The 12,425-nt window shown below is 68.2% G+C and carries 12 protein-coding genes; 5 read left to right on the plus strand and 7 right to left on the minus strand.

Annotated features, from left to right (window positions below):
• The first annotated feature begins 84 nt into the window (after positions 1 to 84).
• Positions 85 to 486, plus strand: coding sequence for a PaaI family thioesterase (locus GIY23_RS15060; protein WP_154078876.1), 402 nt, complete (start codon positions 85 to 87; stop codon positions 484 to 486).
• Positions 487 to 507: 21 nt separating this feature from the next.
• Here the strand turns inward: GIY23_RS15060 and GIY23_RS15065 are convergent, their stop codons facing one another.
• From GIY23_RS15065 to GIY23_RS15070, 3 genes are all read right to left on the minus strand, one after another.
• Positions 508 to 1,119 (minus strand): ANTAR domain-containing response regulator, encoded by a 612-nt coding sequence (locus GIY23_RS15065; RefSeq protein ID WP_154077238.1) that lies wholly within the window; start codon positions 1,117 to 1,119, stop codon positions 508 to 510.
• 282 nt (positions 1,120 to 1,401) lie between these two features.
• The gene (locus GIY23_RS22680) at positions 1,402 to 1,542 is read right to left on the minus strand and encodes a hypothetical protein (protein ID WP_187351896.1); all 141 of its coding nucleotides are present in this window, start codon (positions 1,540 to 1,542) and stop codon (positions 1,402 to 1,404) included.
• A 210-nt stretch (positions 1,543 to 1,752) separates the two neighbouring features.
• The gene (locus GIY23_RS15070) at positions 1,753 to 3,246 is read right to left on the minus strand and encodes a PucR family transcriptional regulator (RefSeq protein WP_154077239.1); all 1,494 of its coding nucleotides are present in this window, start codon (positions 3,244 to 3,246) and stop codon (positions 1,753 to 1,755) included.
• A gap of 87 nt (positions 3,247 to 3,333) precedes the next feature.
• Between GIY23_RS15070 and GIY23_RS15075 the strand changes: the two genes are divergently transcribed.
• Both GIY23_RS15075 and GIY23_RS15080 read left to right on the plus strand, forming a co-directional pair.
• A complete protein-coding gene (locus GIY23_RS15075; protein ID WP_222850171.1) occupies positions 3,334 to 4,845 on the plus strand; it encodes a purine-cytosine permease family protein in 1,512 nt (503 codons plus the stop codon).
• A gap of 2 nt (positions 4,846 to 4,847) precedes the next feature.
• A complete protein-coding gene (locus GIY23_RS15080) occupies positions 4,848 to 5,726 on the plus strand; it encodes a polysaccharide deacetylase family protein (protein WP_154077241.1) in 879 nt (292 codons plus the stop codon).
• A gap of 109 nt (positions 5,727 to 5,835) precedes the next feature.
• Here GIY23_RS15080 and GIY23_RS15085 read toward each other — a convergent pair whose 3' ends face one another.
• From GIY23_RS15085 to GIY23_RS15100, 4 genes are all read right to left on the minus strand, one after another.
• Positions 5,836 to 6,303, minus strand: coding sequence for a hypothetical protein (locus GIY23_RS15085; protein ID WP_154077242.1), 468 nt, complete (start codon positions 6,301 to 6,303; stop codon positions 5,836 to 5,838).
• Between the two features lie 313 nt (positions 6,304 to 6,616).
• A complete protein-coding gene (locus tag GIY23_RS15090) occupies positions 6,617 to 7,399 on the minus strand; it encodes an IclR family transcriptional regulator (RefSeq protein ID WP_154077243.1) in 783 nt (260 codons plus the stop codon).
• 58 nt (positions 7,400 to 7,457) lie between these two features.
• The gene (locus GIY23_RS15095; protein WP_228717309.1) at positions 7,458 to 8,678 is read right to left on the minus strand and encodes a M24 family metallopeptidase; all 1,221 of its coding nucleotides are present in this window, start codon (positions 8,676 to 8,678) and stop codon (positions 7,458 to 7,460) included.
• Entirely contained in the window at positions 8,675 to 10,024 is a 1,350-nt protein-coding gene (locus tag GIY23_RS15100; protein ID WP_154077244.1) for an MFS transporter, read from the minus strand. The genes GIY23_RS15095 and GIY23_RS15100 overlap by 4 nt, the downstream gene beginning before the upstream one ends.
• A 467-nt stretch (positions 10,025 to 10,491) precedes the next feature.
• Between GIY23_RS15100 and GIY23_RS15105 the strand changes: the two genes are divergently transcribed.
• Together GIY23_RS15105 and GIY23_RS15110 are read left to right on the plus strand one after the other, a co-directional pair.
• Positions 10,492 to 11,406, plus strand: coding sequence for a pseudouridine-5'-phosphate glycosidase (locus GIY23_RS15105; RefSeq protein ID WP_154077245.1), 915 nt, complete (start codon positions 10,492 to 10,494; stop codon positions 11,404 to 11,406).
• A 79-nt stretch (positions 11,407 to 11,485) separates the two neighbouring features.
• Entirely contained in the window at positions 11,486 to 12,343 is an 858-nt protein-coding gene (locus GIY23_RS15110; RefSeq protein ID WP_154077246.1) for a carbohydrate kinase family protein, read from the plus strand.
• The last annotated feature ends 82 nt before the right edge of the window (positions 12,344 to 12,425 follow it).

Below are 12,425 nucleotides of genomic sequence, written 5' to 3' on the forward strand. Positions count from 1 at the left end.
CCGACAGCGATTCGCCGGGACGACGAGGACAGCCGCGTGACGACCACCGAGGGCGACAACTCGCCCACCAGCAACGACAGCCGGATGCCGGGGGCCCTCATCCCCGACGAGGAGACACTGCTGCACCGGATGGGGCTCGAGATCACCGAATGGGACCCCGATCGTGTGGTGGGCACCCTTCCGGTGGAGGGCAACCGGCAGAACTACGGTCTGCTGCACGGCGGCGCGAGCGCGGTGCTGGCCGAGACGCTCGGCTCGGTCGGTTCGGCGTTGCACGCGAGCGCGTTCGGCCGGATCGCGGTCGGCCTGGAGCTGAGCTGCACGCACCACCGAGCCGCCACCGAGGGTTCGGTGACCGGTGTGGCGACCCCGATCCACCGGGGACGCAGCACGGCCACCTACGAGATCGTCATCACCGACGAGAACGGCAAGCGCACCTGTACCGCGCGTCTGACGTGCGTACTCCGCGAGCAGCCGCCGGGCTGAGCGTCCGCCAGAAGCGTCGAGTCAGTCCAGGTTGTCGAGGACGGCCTGAGCCACGACCTTCATCGTCGTGCGCCGGTCCATCGCGGTGCGCTGCAACCAGCGGAACGACTCCGGTTCCGAGAGGTTGTGCTTGCTCATCAGCAGGCCCTTGGCCTTCTCGATGGTCTTGCGGGTCTCCAGCCGCTCGGAGAGGTCGGCGACCTCGGCCTCGAGTGCGTTGGTCTCGGCGAACCGGGACACCGCGAGCTCGACGGCAGGCACCAGGTCCTTCTTCGCGAACGGCTTGACCAGGTAGGCCATCGCGCCGGCGTCCCTGGCGCGCTCGACGAGATCGCGCTGACTGAACGCGGTGAGGATGACGACGGGGGCGATGCGCTCGCCCGCGATGTTCGACGCGGCCTCGATGCCGTCTTTCTTGGGCATCTTGATGTCGAGGATGACCAGGTCGGGGCGGAGCTCGTCGGCCATGCTCACCGCCTGCTCGCCGTCCCCGGCCTCACCGACGACCTCGTAGCCCTCCTCACGGAGCATCTCCACGAGGTCGAGGCGGATCAGCGCTTCGTCCTCGGCCACGAGCACACGCCGACCTGCGGACGGAACGGCGTTCGGGTCGTCGGCATCCGGCGTGGTCACCGGGTCCTCCAGGTACGTCTCGGGTCGGGCGGTGCGGTCGCACCGGAGCGTGCAGCCTACGTGGAATTGGCCCCGTCCGAACCGGTGGGTACCGCCCTGCCGAGCGTCCCACATCACGTGAGCTCGCCGGGAACGACGAAAAGCGCCGAATCGAGTGCGGAAACCTCACTCGACCGACGCCTGGTCCCTTTTCGGTACGAATCGGCGGCCGAATTTGCCCGTTCGCACCACATCATCCGAGAGCCTCACGCGACGGAGCGGAGGCTCTCGGCCGCGCGCAGGTCAGCGCCCGTGGAGCTTCACTGAACGCAGTGCGCGCTGCACGGTGGATCGCATACCACCGACACCCTCCTCGACGACGTCGGTGAAGGCCACGGCACCGACGACCAGGACGACGAACAAAGCCACGAAAACGATGAACATCTCAACTCCTCTCACTCTGATCATCGGATCCCCGAACAGATCGTTAGCACCCGAAACAGTGATCTCGATTACCGGATGGGGTCAGCCACGCCACGGATAGTGATCGTCGCCACGCGAACCACGCCACGAACGACGCGAGTCACGGGTTCCCGCCGCCAGTCGCGGGGCGAGGTTCCGCCACAGCAGATCAACCCGCGCACCGAGACACGATCATGACGGCGCAGTGGCGCGTTCCGCCGTCTGTTCCGAGACGGGTGGCCGGATCGCCTGGAGCGCGCGGAACACGCGCACCGCGACGCCGAGATCCGGAGACGGCGTGGCCACGTCCTGCTGGAGTACCGCCGACAATCGCTCGAGCCGTTGGTACAGCGTCTGCCGTTGCAGGTGCAGGCGTTTCGCCGTCGCGGTCTTGTTCGCCGCACAGTCGACGTGGGCGATCAAGGTGTTCAGGAGCCTCTCGCGCCGGACGGGCTCCAACGCCAGAACCGGGCCGAGGTGTTCCTGAACGAAGTCCTCCCACGGTGCGCGGTCACCGGCACTGATCACGAGACGTTCGACGGAGAACCGCGCCGCGTCGACCACCAGGTCGTCGACGCCCACTTCGAGACAGCGCCGGGTTTCGGTGACCGCACGCGGCAGATCCGCTGCGCTGGCCACCAAGGTCCCCACGGCCACCCGGACGGCGTCCTCGTCGGCCACGTGCCGCACGTCGGCGATCAGTGCTTCGCGCGCCTGCCCGCCCTGCTCCGGGAGCCCCACCACCGAAAGCAGCCCCTCAGGGCCGAGCCGGCTGAGCACCTGTCGGCCGTGTCGGCACGCCGCCTGCTCGACCGCGGCCGTGGTGGCTCCCGCCGGCATCACGAGCACCGCGAACGAGCACGCCCCTGCCAGCGGCGTCGCCTCCAGCAACAGCTCGACCGAGACAGGCGCGTGCTCGGGCTGCCTCAGGGCGTGGAAGAACGCCTCGACCGCCGGGGTGTCCACTTCGGACGAATGCGCGCGCATGAGCGCGAGGGCGACCGCGTGCGGCGCGCGGTCGAGGGCCGCGTCGAGCAGCACGGGGTCGGTGTGTCCGGTCGCGCGCACCACCAGCGTCGCCGACACGACGTGGCGAATCGTGATCGACGCCTCCCGCAGCGTGCCGCCCTCGGGCGCATCGGACCCGCTCCACGCCAACACGCCCCCGCCGACGTCGCGGACCGAGACCGACGCGTGAAGCCTGGCCGCGAGATGCGCGACGAGGCCGTCGAGGTCGTGGCCGTTGATCAAGTGCTCCGAAAGCTCGTCGGAAAGCGTGTCCGCGAGGCGCAGCCGGTGCACGGACTCGTTGACCAGCAACCCGTTGACGCTTTCGGCGATCTCGACGAAGGGCACCGTCCGAGTCAGCCGCACCACGGCGAACCCGAGCCGACGGGCTTCCTCCAGGACCGGTTCCGGCACCGCGTGGGAGGTCTCGATCGCGACCGCCGCGACACCACGGGCCACGAGCTCGCGAACGTAGCGACGCTGCCGCGCGGCCGGGGAGTCGACCAGGACGAGCCCGGCGGTGAGCACGAGCTCCCCGCCGCGGAGCAGGTGCGCGAGGTCGAGAACCTCGCTGGAATGCACCCACCGAACGGACACCGAGGCGTCGCCGGCGAGTAGCTCCGGCGCCGCCGGCGCCACGCTGGAATGGGCGAGCACCGCGCCCAACGAGATCGACATCGATTCACACACTGTCAACTAGCGAAGTCCGGTTGATTGACACAACGTACCTTGTTGTTCCTCTCCCCCGCCAGAAGCATGTCTGGAATGACTTCCAGTTCCGCGACGAGCGGACCGCAGCAGCTCGAGGAGGTGCTGCAGCCCGTCCCTGAGTCGGCACGCACGAGCAGCGTCTCCGGCCAGTTCTGGATCTGGGCCGGGGCGAACATCGCCCCGATCAACTGGGTCCTCGGGGCGCTCGGCATCGAACTCGGGCTGGGGCTCGCGGACACGATGATCGTGCTCGTGCTCGGCAACTTCGTGGGGATGGCGCTGTTCGGGTTGTTCGTCCTGCTCGGCCAGCGCACGGGTGCGACAGGCATGGTCCTCGCCCGAGCCGCCTTCGGCCGCCGAGGCGGCTACCTGCCCGCGGTGATCCAGGCCGTGCTCGCGGTCGGATGGTGCGCGATCAACACCTGGATCATTCTCGACCTGGTCATGGCCCTGTTCGGGGAACTCGGCTGGGTCGACGCGACCGCCGAGAACCACGCGCTCAAGATCGCCGTCGCGGCCGTCATCATGGCGGCTCAGGTCACGATCTCGTGGATCGGATACCGCGCCATTTCCGGCTTCGAGAAGTGGACGGTGCCACCGACGATCGTCGTACTCGTCGGCATGTCCATCGTCGCGTGGACACAGCTCGACATCGACTGGAGTTACGCAGGCCCGCCGGGCGAGGTCCTCGAAGGCCCCGCCCGGTTCGCGGCGATGACGGCGGTGATGACCGCGATCGGGATCGGCTGGGGCATCACGTGGTTCACCTACGCCGCCGACTACTCCCGGTTCGTCAGCCGCGGCGTCCCCCGCATCAAGCTGTACCTGGCCAGCGCCTTGGGACAGTTCGTGCCGGTGATCTGGCTCGGACTGCTCGGCGCGTCGCTGGCGACCACCAACGGTCAGGTGGACCCGGGACAGTTGATCGTCGAGGCCTACGGCGCACTGGCGATCCCGGTGCTGTTCCTCGTCGTGCACGGGCCGATCGCGACCAACATCCTCAACATCTACACCTTCGGCGTCGCCACCCAGGCGCTGGACCTGAAGCTCTCTCGCCGGACGCTCAGTGTCCTCGTCGGCGTGTTCTCGCTGCTCTGCGTCGCGCTGTTCGTCGTGCAGGGCGATTTCGCGACCGTGCTCGACTCGTGGCTGGTCTCCCTCGTGAGCTGGGTCGCGTCGTGGGGCGGCGTGATGCTCGTGCACTTCTACTGGATCGAACGCAACACGACGGACGTGGCACGCCTGTTCGACCCGGTCGGCTCGCGGCGACTGCCCGACTTCAATCCCGCCGCACTGTCCGCTTTCGGGGCGGGCATCGTGTCGACCTGGCTGTGCATGCACGGCGTCATCCCGGTCTTCCAGGGGCCGGTGTCCACGGCACTCGGCGGAGTCGACCTGTCCTGGCTCGCGGGACTGACCGTCTCGGCGGCCATCTACGCGACGTTCGGACCACGAGTGCACCGGAGCTACCTGCCCGCGACAGCTCCTTCTGCAAGGACCCCTGACACCGATTCCGACGCAGGCGAGACCCCTGCGAGCCCGTCCCGACCGATGCGAGGAGCGTGAGCATGTCACTGCAAGACGCCGAGTTCCAGTGGCCGTCCGGGTACCGCGCGGCGGCCTCGTTCACCTTCGACGTGGACGCCGAGTCGTGTGCGCTGGCCGAGGACCCGGCGACCGCAGACCGGATGTCGTTGATGGGACACCAGTCGTACGGACCGCGAGTCGGGGTGCCGCGACTGTTGCGGATCCTGCGGCGCCAGGGCGTCCGCGCCACGTTCTTCGTCCCCGGCATGACCGCCGACACCTACCCCGACATGGTTCGATCCATTGTGGACGAAGGTCACGAGATCGCCCATCACGGGTACATGCACGAGCGGATGCAGGGCCTGGACGCCGCGACCGAAGCCTCGATCCTCGACCGCGGGATCGAGTCGCTGCAACGCCTCACCGGCCGCCTGCCGACCGGCTATCGGGCCCCGTGGTGGGAGATGAACTGGCACACCCCGGAACTGCTCGCCGAGCGCGGATTCCGCTACGACTCGAGCCTGCTCGACGACGACGTGCCGTATCGGCTCCAGCCGGACGCGGTCGGCGCCCGCTCGCTCATCGAGATTCCGGTGGACTGGGCACTCGACGACTGGGAGCAGTACGCCTTCTTCCCCGGCTGGACCGGCAGCGGCGTCATCGAAAGCCCGATGAAGGCACTGGAAATGTGGTCACTCGAGGCCACCGCGCGGCATGCGGAGAACGGGTGCTTCGTGCTGACCAACCACCCGTTCCTGTCCGGTCGCCCGGCGAAGGCCTACGCCCTCGAACGCCTCATCGAGCAGGTCGCCCAGCTCGACGGGATGTGGATCGCGCCGCTGGAAGACATCGCCGCACACGCGGAGACCGTCTGCACGACAGGCCGAACGCACCGGCGTCCCGGAGTTCAGTTCGTGTGAGTGGGTGTCTGGGAACGTGGGTGGTGGTCCAGGCTGCCACCCCTGTTCGCACCTCGCGGTGTCGAGGTCCGCGCAGACACCACGAGTAGGCGGCGGACGCAGGACTCGGTCACGGGCCGTACGGGTCGGTTCCCGTACCGAACGTCAGCAGCCGGTCGACGAGTGCTTCGTCGTCCGGGTCCGGCGGTGCGGGCGGATCCTGGTGGCCGGTCCGCTCACCGGTGGCGAGGACACGCAACCATCCCGCGACCTCGTCGGGGTCGGGAACCAGTGACGCGGCGTCGGATTCGATCCCCACGCGGTACAGCCAGACGCCGTCACCGCCTGCGAAGCACCACCCGAGGTCCGGGCTCCAGTTCACGCGAACGTCCGGAACGCCTGTCAGCGCCAGCTCCACGACGACGCGTTGCTGATCGACATCGGCCGAGTCGAATTCGACCTGCATGATGCCTGCCGCGTGGCGCACATCCTCCAGGTATCCGTGGACCGTGTCGGCCATGGTGAGCCTGCCGTTGCTTCGCGTACGGACTGCGCCGTCCAAGGATTCGTAGGTCATCCCGTGTGTTGCCTCCGGCATACGGCGATGCAGGACTCGCTGCTCACCGGAGCCCTGCACCGCTTACGGCAACGGTCAGCTCCCTTGTGAGACCGAGTGCCTCATGGTGGCTACCCGACACCCAGAGTACCGAAACCGCCTGCGACGCAAGCCGTGTGAGCGCCGGACCACCCGGGTACTCACCGTGCACGGCGCAAGCACCGCTCAGCGGGTACCGGCCCGTCGAGTCCCCGGTCGTGCGCCCGGAGCGACGCCGGATGCGGAAGTGGCATGAGCAGGGCGTGAGCCTTTTTAGTGCCTATGACCACCAAAAAGGCTCACGCCTGTTACGGGGTCAGCGCACGACGGCGCCGAGCCTTTCCGAGAGCGTGTTGCCGGTGTCGCGCACCACCGTGCACAGTTGACCGCGCAAGTGGTCGGAGACCCGAAAGCTCGGCGCGGACAGGAGAACGGCGGCCACCGTCACCCCGCGATGGTCCCGCACCGGTGCGCTGACGCCGACCTCCTCGACGGAGGTCTCGCCCGCGTTGACGGCCACGCCGTCGGCGCGCACTCGCGCGAGCCGGTCGAGCAGGGCGCGGACGGAGCGCTCGTCGTCGTGGCCGGGGTGCAGCAGTCGCCCTTCGAGCAGTTCCCGTACCCGGGACTCCGGCAGCTCGGCCAGAAACACCTGGACCGAGGCACTCGCCGACGTCGTGTACCGGGTCCCGATGGGGGTCGTGTGCTTGACCTGGTGCGGGCTCGGAACCTGCTCCACGGACACCGACTCGCTGCCGCTGGAGACGACCAGGGCGCTCGTCTCGCCGGTGCGTGCGGTGAGTCCTTCGAGGACCGGGTAGGCGATGCGGCGCACGTCGAGATTGGCCAGCAGCGGCCCGGCGAGGCCGACGAGACCGAGTCCGAGCCGGAACCGCCCGCTCTCCGGGTCGCGGACCACCAGCTCGAGTTGTTCGAGCTGGGCGAGGATGCGGGAGGCGGTGCTCTTGTGCAGCTCGACGCGCCGGGCGATTTCGGTGACGCCGAGGGCCGGTTCGTCCACAGAGAACGCCCGCAGCACCCGGATCCCGTTGTGCAGCACGGAAGGTGCACTGCGCGAGAGGTCACCGTCGTCGGTCACGTCCGCCTCCTCGGCCTCGGTGTGGGTGCTGCCGCGCGCACCCACACCGACCACTCACTCAAGCACCGATGATGTTGTGCTCCGGCCCGTACGGGAACCCGGTGATGTTCTCGGCGCCGTCCTCGGTCACCACGAGAATGTCATGTTCGCGGTAACCGCCTGCTCCGGGGAGTCCCTCCGGAATGGTGATCATCGGTTCCATGGACACCACCATGCCCGGTTCCAGAACGGTGTCGATGTCCTCGCGCAGCTCCAGCCCGGCTTCGCGGCCGTAGTAGTGCGAGAGCACGCCGAACGAGTGCCCGTAGCCGAACGTACGGCGCGCGAGCAGGTTCTCCGTCTCGTAGATCGCGTTCAGTTCGTGGGCGATGTCCCCGCACACCGCACCCGGGCGGATCAGTTCGAGCCCGCGCTCGTGCACCGCGGTGTTGACCTTCCAGGGGTGCAGGTGCTCCGCACCGGGCTCTCCGAAGAACAGAGTCCGCTCCAACGCGGTGTAATACCCTGCGATCATCGGGAAGCAGTTGAGACTGAGGATGTCGCCGGCGCAGACCTGCCTGCTGGTGGGCCAGTTGTGCGCGCCGTCGGTGTTCACCCCGGACTGGAACCACACCCACGTGTCCCGAAGCTCGGCGTCCGGGAAGGTGCGCGCGATCTCGCGCACCATGGCCTGGGTACCGGCGAGCGCGACCTCGTACTCGGGAACGCCGTGCCCGATCGCCTCGACGACCGCGGCGCCACCGATGTCGGCGATGCGCGCACCGTGCTTGATGAGTGCGATCTCTTCCGCCGACTTGATCATGCGCTGGCGCATCGTGGCCGCGGAGACGTCGACGATGTCGAATCCCGGCAGCAGGTCGGCGAGCTGGCCGCGCAGCATGGGCGGGATGTGGTCGTCCTCCACGCCGAGACGCCCGCCGCGTACCCGTCCGCGATCGAGCACGGTCGCGATCGCATGCTGGAAGTTGTCCCGCTGCCAGTCGGTGTAGACGAGGTTGTCGCCGAAGCTGCGCCGCCACGGCTGGCCCGCGTCGATGTTCGCCGACACCGTCACGTGATCGTCCGCCGTGATCACCAAAGCGTAGTTGCGGCCGAAGGCGGTGTAGAGGAAGTCGCTGTAATAGTTGATGTTGTGGTAGCTGGTGAACACGACCGCGTCGATGCCTTCGTCGGCCATGTGCTTGCGCAGGGCCGTGACGCGGCGGGTCATCTCCTCGTTCGAGAAGGTGGGCACGACCTTCTCACCGTTGTGGATGTCCTTCAGACGTTCCAGATTCACTGCACACTTCCCTTCACTGATTCTTCGTGGTGATCGCTGTCCGGTGCGGAGTGGCTCCGAGCCGCCCTGGCGGCGAGCAGCAGCGAGCCCGCGGCGACGACACCGGCTCCGGCCAGGTACCAGGCCGGGGCCACCGGAGTGCCGCTGAGCTCGATCAACGCGGTGGCCACCAACGGCGCGGTGCCGCCGAACAGGGCGTTGGCGGTGTTGAAGCTGAACGCGAAGCCGCTGTAGCGCACGTGCGTCGGGAACAGCTCGGCGAGGTACGACGGCAGGGTCCCGTCGTTCATCGTCAGCAGCACGCCCAGCGCGAGTTGGACGAGGGTGACGCCGACGAGCCCGCTGACACCGAGCAGCAGGAAGACGGGGACCGCCAACAGCGCGAACAGGATTCCGGCCGCGAACATCATGCGTGCGCGTCCGACCACATCGGACAGTCGTCCCATCACGAAGACGGACGCGATGTAGCCGACGAGGGCGATCGTGGTCGAGACGAACGCGGAGGTCTCGTCCATGCCGAGTTCGGTGGACAGATACGTGGGCATGTAGGTCAGCAGCATGTAGAAGCCGACCGCGTTCAGGCAGGTCACCCCACATGCGACGAGGATGGAGCGCCGGTTGCGGCCGAAGGTCTCCCGCATCGGCGAGTGCGCGACGGACTCCCGTTGTTCCAGTGCGCGGAACTCGGGTGTGTCCTCGAGTTTCACCCGGATGTAGCGACCGATCAGACCGAGCGGTCCGGCGATCAGGAACGGGATGCGCCAGCCCCACGAGGACATCGCCTCGTCGGAGAGCGTGGAGGTCAGCAGCGTCACCGCGAGTGAGCCGCACAGTAGCCCGCCTGCCGTGCTCGCGGGTACGACGCTGGTGTACAAACCGCGCCGCTTCGTCGGTGCGTACTCGAACAGGAATGCCGCTGCCCCCGCGTACTCACCCGCCGCCGAGAATCCCTGCACCATGCGCACGAGCAGCAGCAGGACGGGAGCGGCGATGCCGAGCTGCGCGTAGCCGGGCAGCAGCGCGATCGCGAAGGTGGCGGCGGACATGATGAGGATGGACAGCGACAGCGCACGCCGCCTGCCGAACTTGTCGCCGAAGTGACCCCAGAACACGCCGCCGACGGGGCGGATGATGAAGGACAGCGCGAAGACCCCGAACGTCGCGAGCAGTCCGGCGGTCGGCGAACTCTCCGGAAAGAAGACGCTCGCGATGGTGACCGCCAGGTAGCCGTAGACGGCGTAGTCGAACCACTCCACGAGGTTGCCGACGAAGCTCGCGCCGACCACGCGGCGCAAGGTCGTCGGGCTAGCGGACTCGTCCTTCGTTCCGGTCGGTGGTGAGCTCATCGCACCCGCTCTCGTATGGGTCGTACCGGCGAGGAAGCGGACTCCTCCCCAGTGGCGACGGTCATGGACACTGCGGACGCACTCAAAGCAACGGTGTTGCGTTCATTGGAACGTACGAATCCGTTCGCGCCATGTCAACACCCGCCTCGAACGCAAGCACTTCGCTTGACAACGGGGCCGTGTGTCCGTCACGGCACGCACAGTAATGGGAAGCGAGGGCATGCTGCTCACTGACGCCATGCTCGATGAATGCAACTCTGTTCCAGTCGAGTGACGTAAGCGACGAACGTGACGTGACCCGAACAACGCATTGTCCGGCTCTCGGTGCGCCGCTTAGAGTGCACGCGGATTGAGGCTGTGGCGCCACAGTGCGCGGAGAGCCTTCCTCCGGCCCACGCAGACCGGCCGCCCACGTAGTCCAACCCGCGCACCCTCCTCAGCTGCCCGAGTTCCCGACTGGAGGTCCGATGGCTCGTCCCGATTCGCCCGTGGTGGCTGCCGAGATTCGCGAAGCCGTCGACGCCGGTCGTGCCGTGGTGGCGCTCGAATCCACGATCATCACGCACGGACTGCCGCGCCCGCGCAACCTCGACGTCGCGCACGAGGCCGAGGCATTGCTGCGCGAGGCAGGCGTGGTGCCTGCGACCGTGGGGGTAGTGGACGGAGTGCCGACCGTCGGCCTCTCCGACGACCAGATCGCAGCGTTGGCCGCCGACGACGCCGCCGAGAAGCTCAGCATCCGGGACCTTCCCGTCGCTGCGGCGAAGAACTGGACGGGTGGCACCACGGTGGCCGCCACGGCGTTGCTCGCGCACCGAGCCGGTGTCGCGGTGTTCGCCACCGGTGGGCTCGGCGGCGTCCACCACGGTGCGAGCGAGACGTTCGACGAGTCGGCGGACCTGACCGCGTTGGCCGACATCCCGATCGTCGTCGTCAGCGCGGGAGCCAAGTCCATCTTGGACGTCGGTGCGACGCTGGAACGACTCGAGACGCTGAGTATTCCGGTGGTCGGATGGCGCACCGATCGCTACCCCGGCTTTTACGTCCCCGATTCCGGACACCCGGTTCCACACACCGTGGACTCCGCCGCCGAGGTGGCGACCATGGTCGCGGCGAGCGACGACCTCGGGCTGCGTGCCGCACTGCTCGTCGCGAACCCGGTCCCGGAACACGCGCAACTTCCGGCCGCCGAACACGACGCGGCGCTCGCCCGGGCGTGGGAGGCCGCGCGAGAACACGGCATCACCGGGAAGGCGACGACGCCGTTCCTGCTCGAACATCTGCTCAGTACCACGGGCGGCCGCAGCCTCGAGGTCAATGTCGCGTTGTACAGCAACAATGTGTCGGTCGGCGCGGAGATCGCGCGAGCACTCGCGCTGTGAGAGGGCATTGGAAAAGTGGGGCGGCGGTACCGGACCACCTGCCCACGTTCCACGATGCGACCTGAGTGAAGGGGCGAGGATGCTCGGGGTATTGGGTGATCTCGTCGAGGACATCGTCGTGTGGCTCGCCGAGGACGTCCGCACGGCCACCGACACCGAGGTCTCGATCCACCGGACGCGAGGTGGAAGTGCGGCCAACGTCGCGGCCTTCGCCGCGAAGCACTGTCCGACGCGATTCCTCGGCTGTGTCGGCACGGACGCTGCCGGTGAGGCACTCGTCGCGGAGCTCACCGGCAGCGGCGTGGACGTGCGCGTACAGCGCGAGGGCACGACCGGTTGCGTCGTCGTGTTCGTGGACGAACACGGCGAACGCACCATGTTCCCCGATCGCGGCGCCAGCGTGCTGCTCCGTACCGTCGAGCCCTCCTGGTTCGAAGGGCTCCACCATCTGCACGTCCCGGCCTACTGCTTCGCCGCCGAACCGCTGAGTACCGCCTCGGTCCGGGCGATCGAACACATGCGGGAGCACGGCGGCACGGCGTCGGTGGACGCGTCCTCCACCGGAATGCTGCGCGGTTACGGACGCGACCGGTTCCTGGACCTGATGGGCGAACTGCGGCCGCGGGTACTGTTCGCGAACCGCACGGAGGCCGAGTTTCTGGGATTAGGACCCGAGCACCAGCTCGATGCGACCGTGGTCGTCAAAGACGGTCCCGACCCCACCGCGATCCTGCGTCCTTCGGAGCCGCCGGAGTGGGTCGACGTTCCGGTCGCCCCCCACGTACGCGACGCGACCGGCGCCGGAGACGCCTTCGCCGCCGGATTCCTCGCCGACATCCTCGTCGGCTCCGACCTGCGCAAGGCGTGCGAGGCCGGACACACTGCTGCAGCCTCGGTCCTCGACCATCCGGGCGCGAGTCCCCCCGGTCCTGTGTGAGCTCCTCCTGCGCGGGCGTGCGGATGGCTGCGCTCTGGTGCTTCCGTGCGGGGCGGCCGAACACCTCGTGACACTGTGCCCG

It is taken from the genome of Allosaccharopolyspora coralli, assembly GCF_009664835.1.
Taxonomy (GTDB): domain Bacteria; phylum Actinomycetota; class Actinomycetes; order Mycobacteriales; family Pseudonocardiaceae; genus Allosaccharopolyspora; species Allosaccharopolyspora coralli.

Excerpts from the sequence above, each read along its gene's own strand:
- GIY23_RS22680 (WP_187351896.1), bottom strand. The coding sequence starts at position 1,542 with ATGTTCATCGTTTTCGTGGCTTTGTTCGTCGTCCTGGTCGTCGGTGCC.
- GIY23_RS15105 (WP_154077245.1), top strand. The coding sequence starts at position 10,492 with ATGGCTCGTCCCGATTCGCCCGTGGTGGCTGCCGAGATTCGCGAAGCC.
- GIY23_RS15085 (WP_154077242.1), bottom strand. The coding sequence starts at position 6,303 with ATGCCGGAGGCAACACACGGGATGACCTACGAATCCTTGGACGGCGCA.
- GIY23_RS15070 (WP_154077239.1), bottom strand. The coding sequence starts at position 3,246 with ATGTCGATCTCGTTGGGCGCGGTGCTCGCCCATTCCAGCGTGGCGCCG.
- GIY23_RS15110 (WP_154077246.1), top strand. The coding sequence starts at position 11,486 with ATGCTCGGGGTATTGGGTGATCTCGTCGAGGACATCGTCGTGTGGCTC.
- GIY23_RS15100 (WP_154077244.1), bottom strand. The coding sequence starts at position 10,024 with ATGAGCTCACCACCGACCGGAACGAAGGACGAGTCCGCTAGCCCGACG.
- GIY23_RS15075 (WP_222850171.1), top strand. The coding sequence starts at position 3,334 with ATGACTTCCAGTTCCGCGACGAGCGGACCGCAGCAGCTCGAGGAGGTG.
- GIY23_RS15080 (WP_154077241.1), top strand. The coding sequence starts at position 4,848 with ATGTCACTGCAAGACGCCGAGTTCCAGTGGCCGTCCGGGTACCGCGCG.
- GIY23_RS15060 (WP_154078876.1), top strand. The coding sequence starts at position 85 with ATGCCGGGGGCCCTCATCCCCGACGAGGAGACACTGCTGCACCGGATG.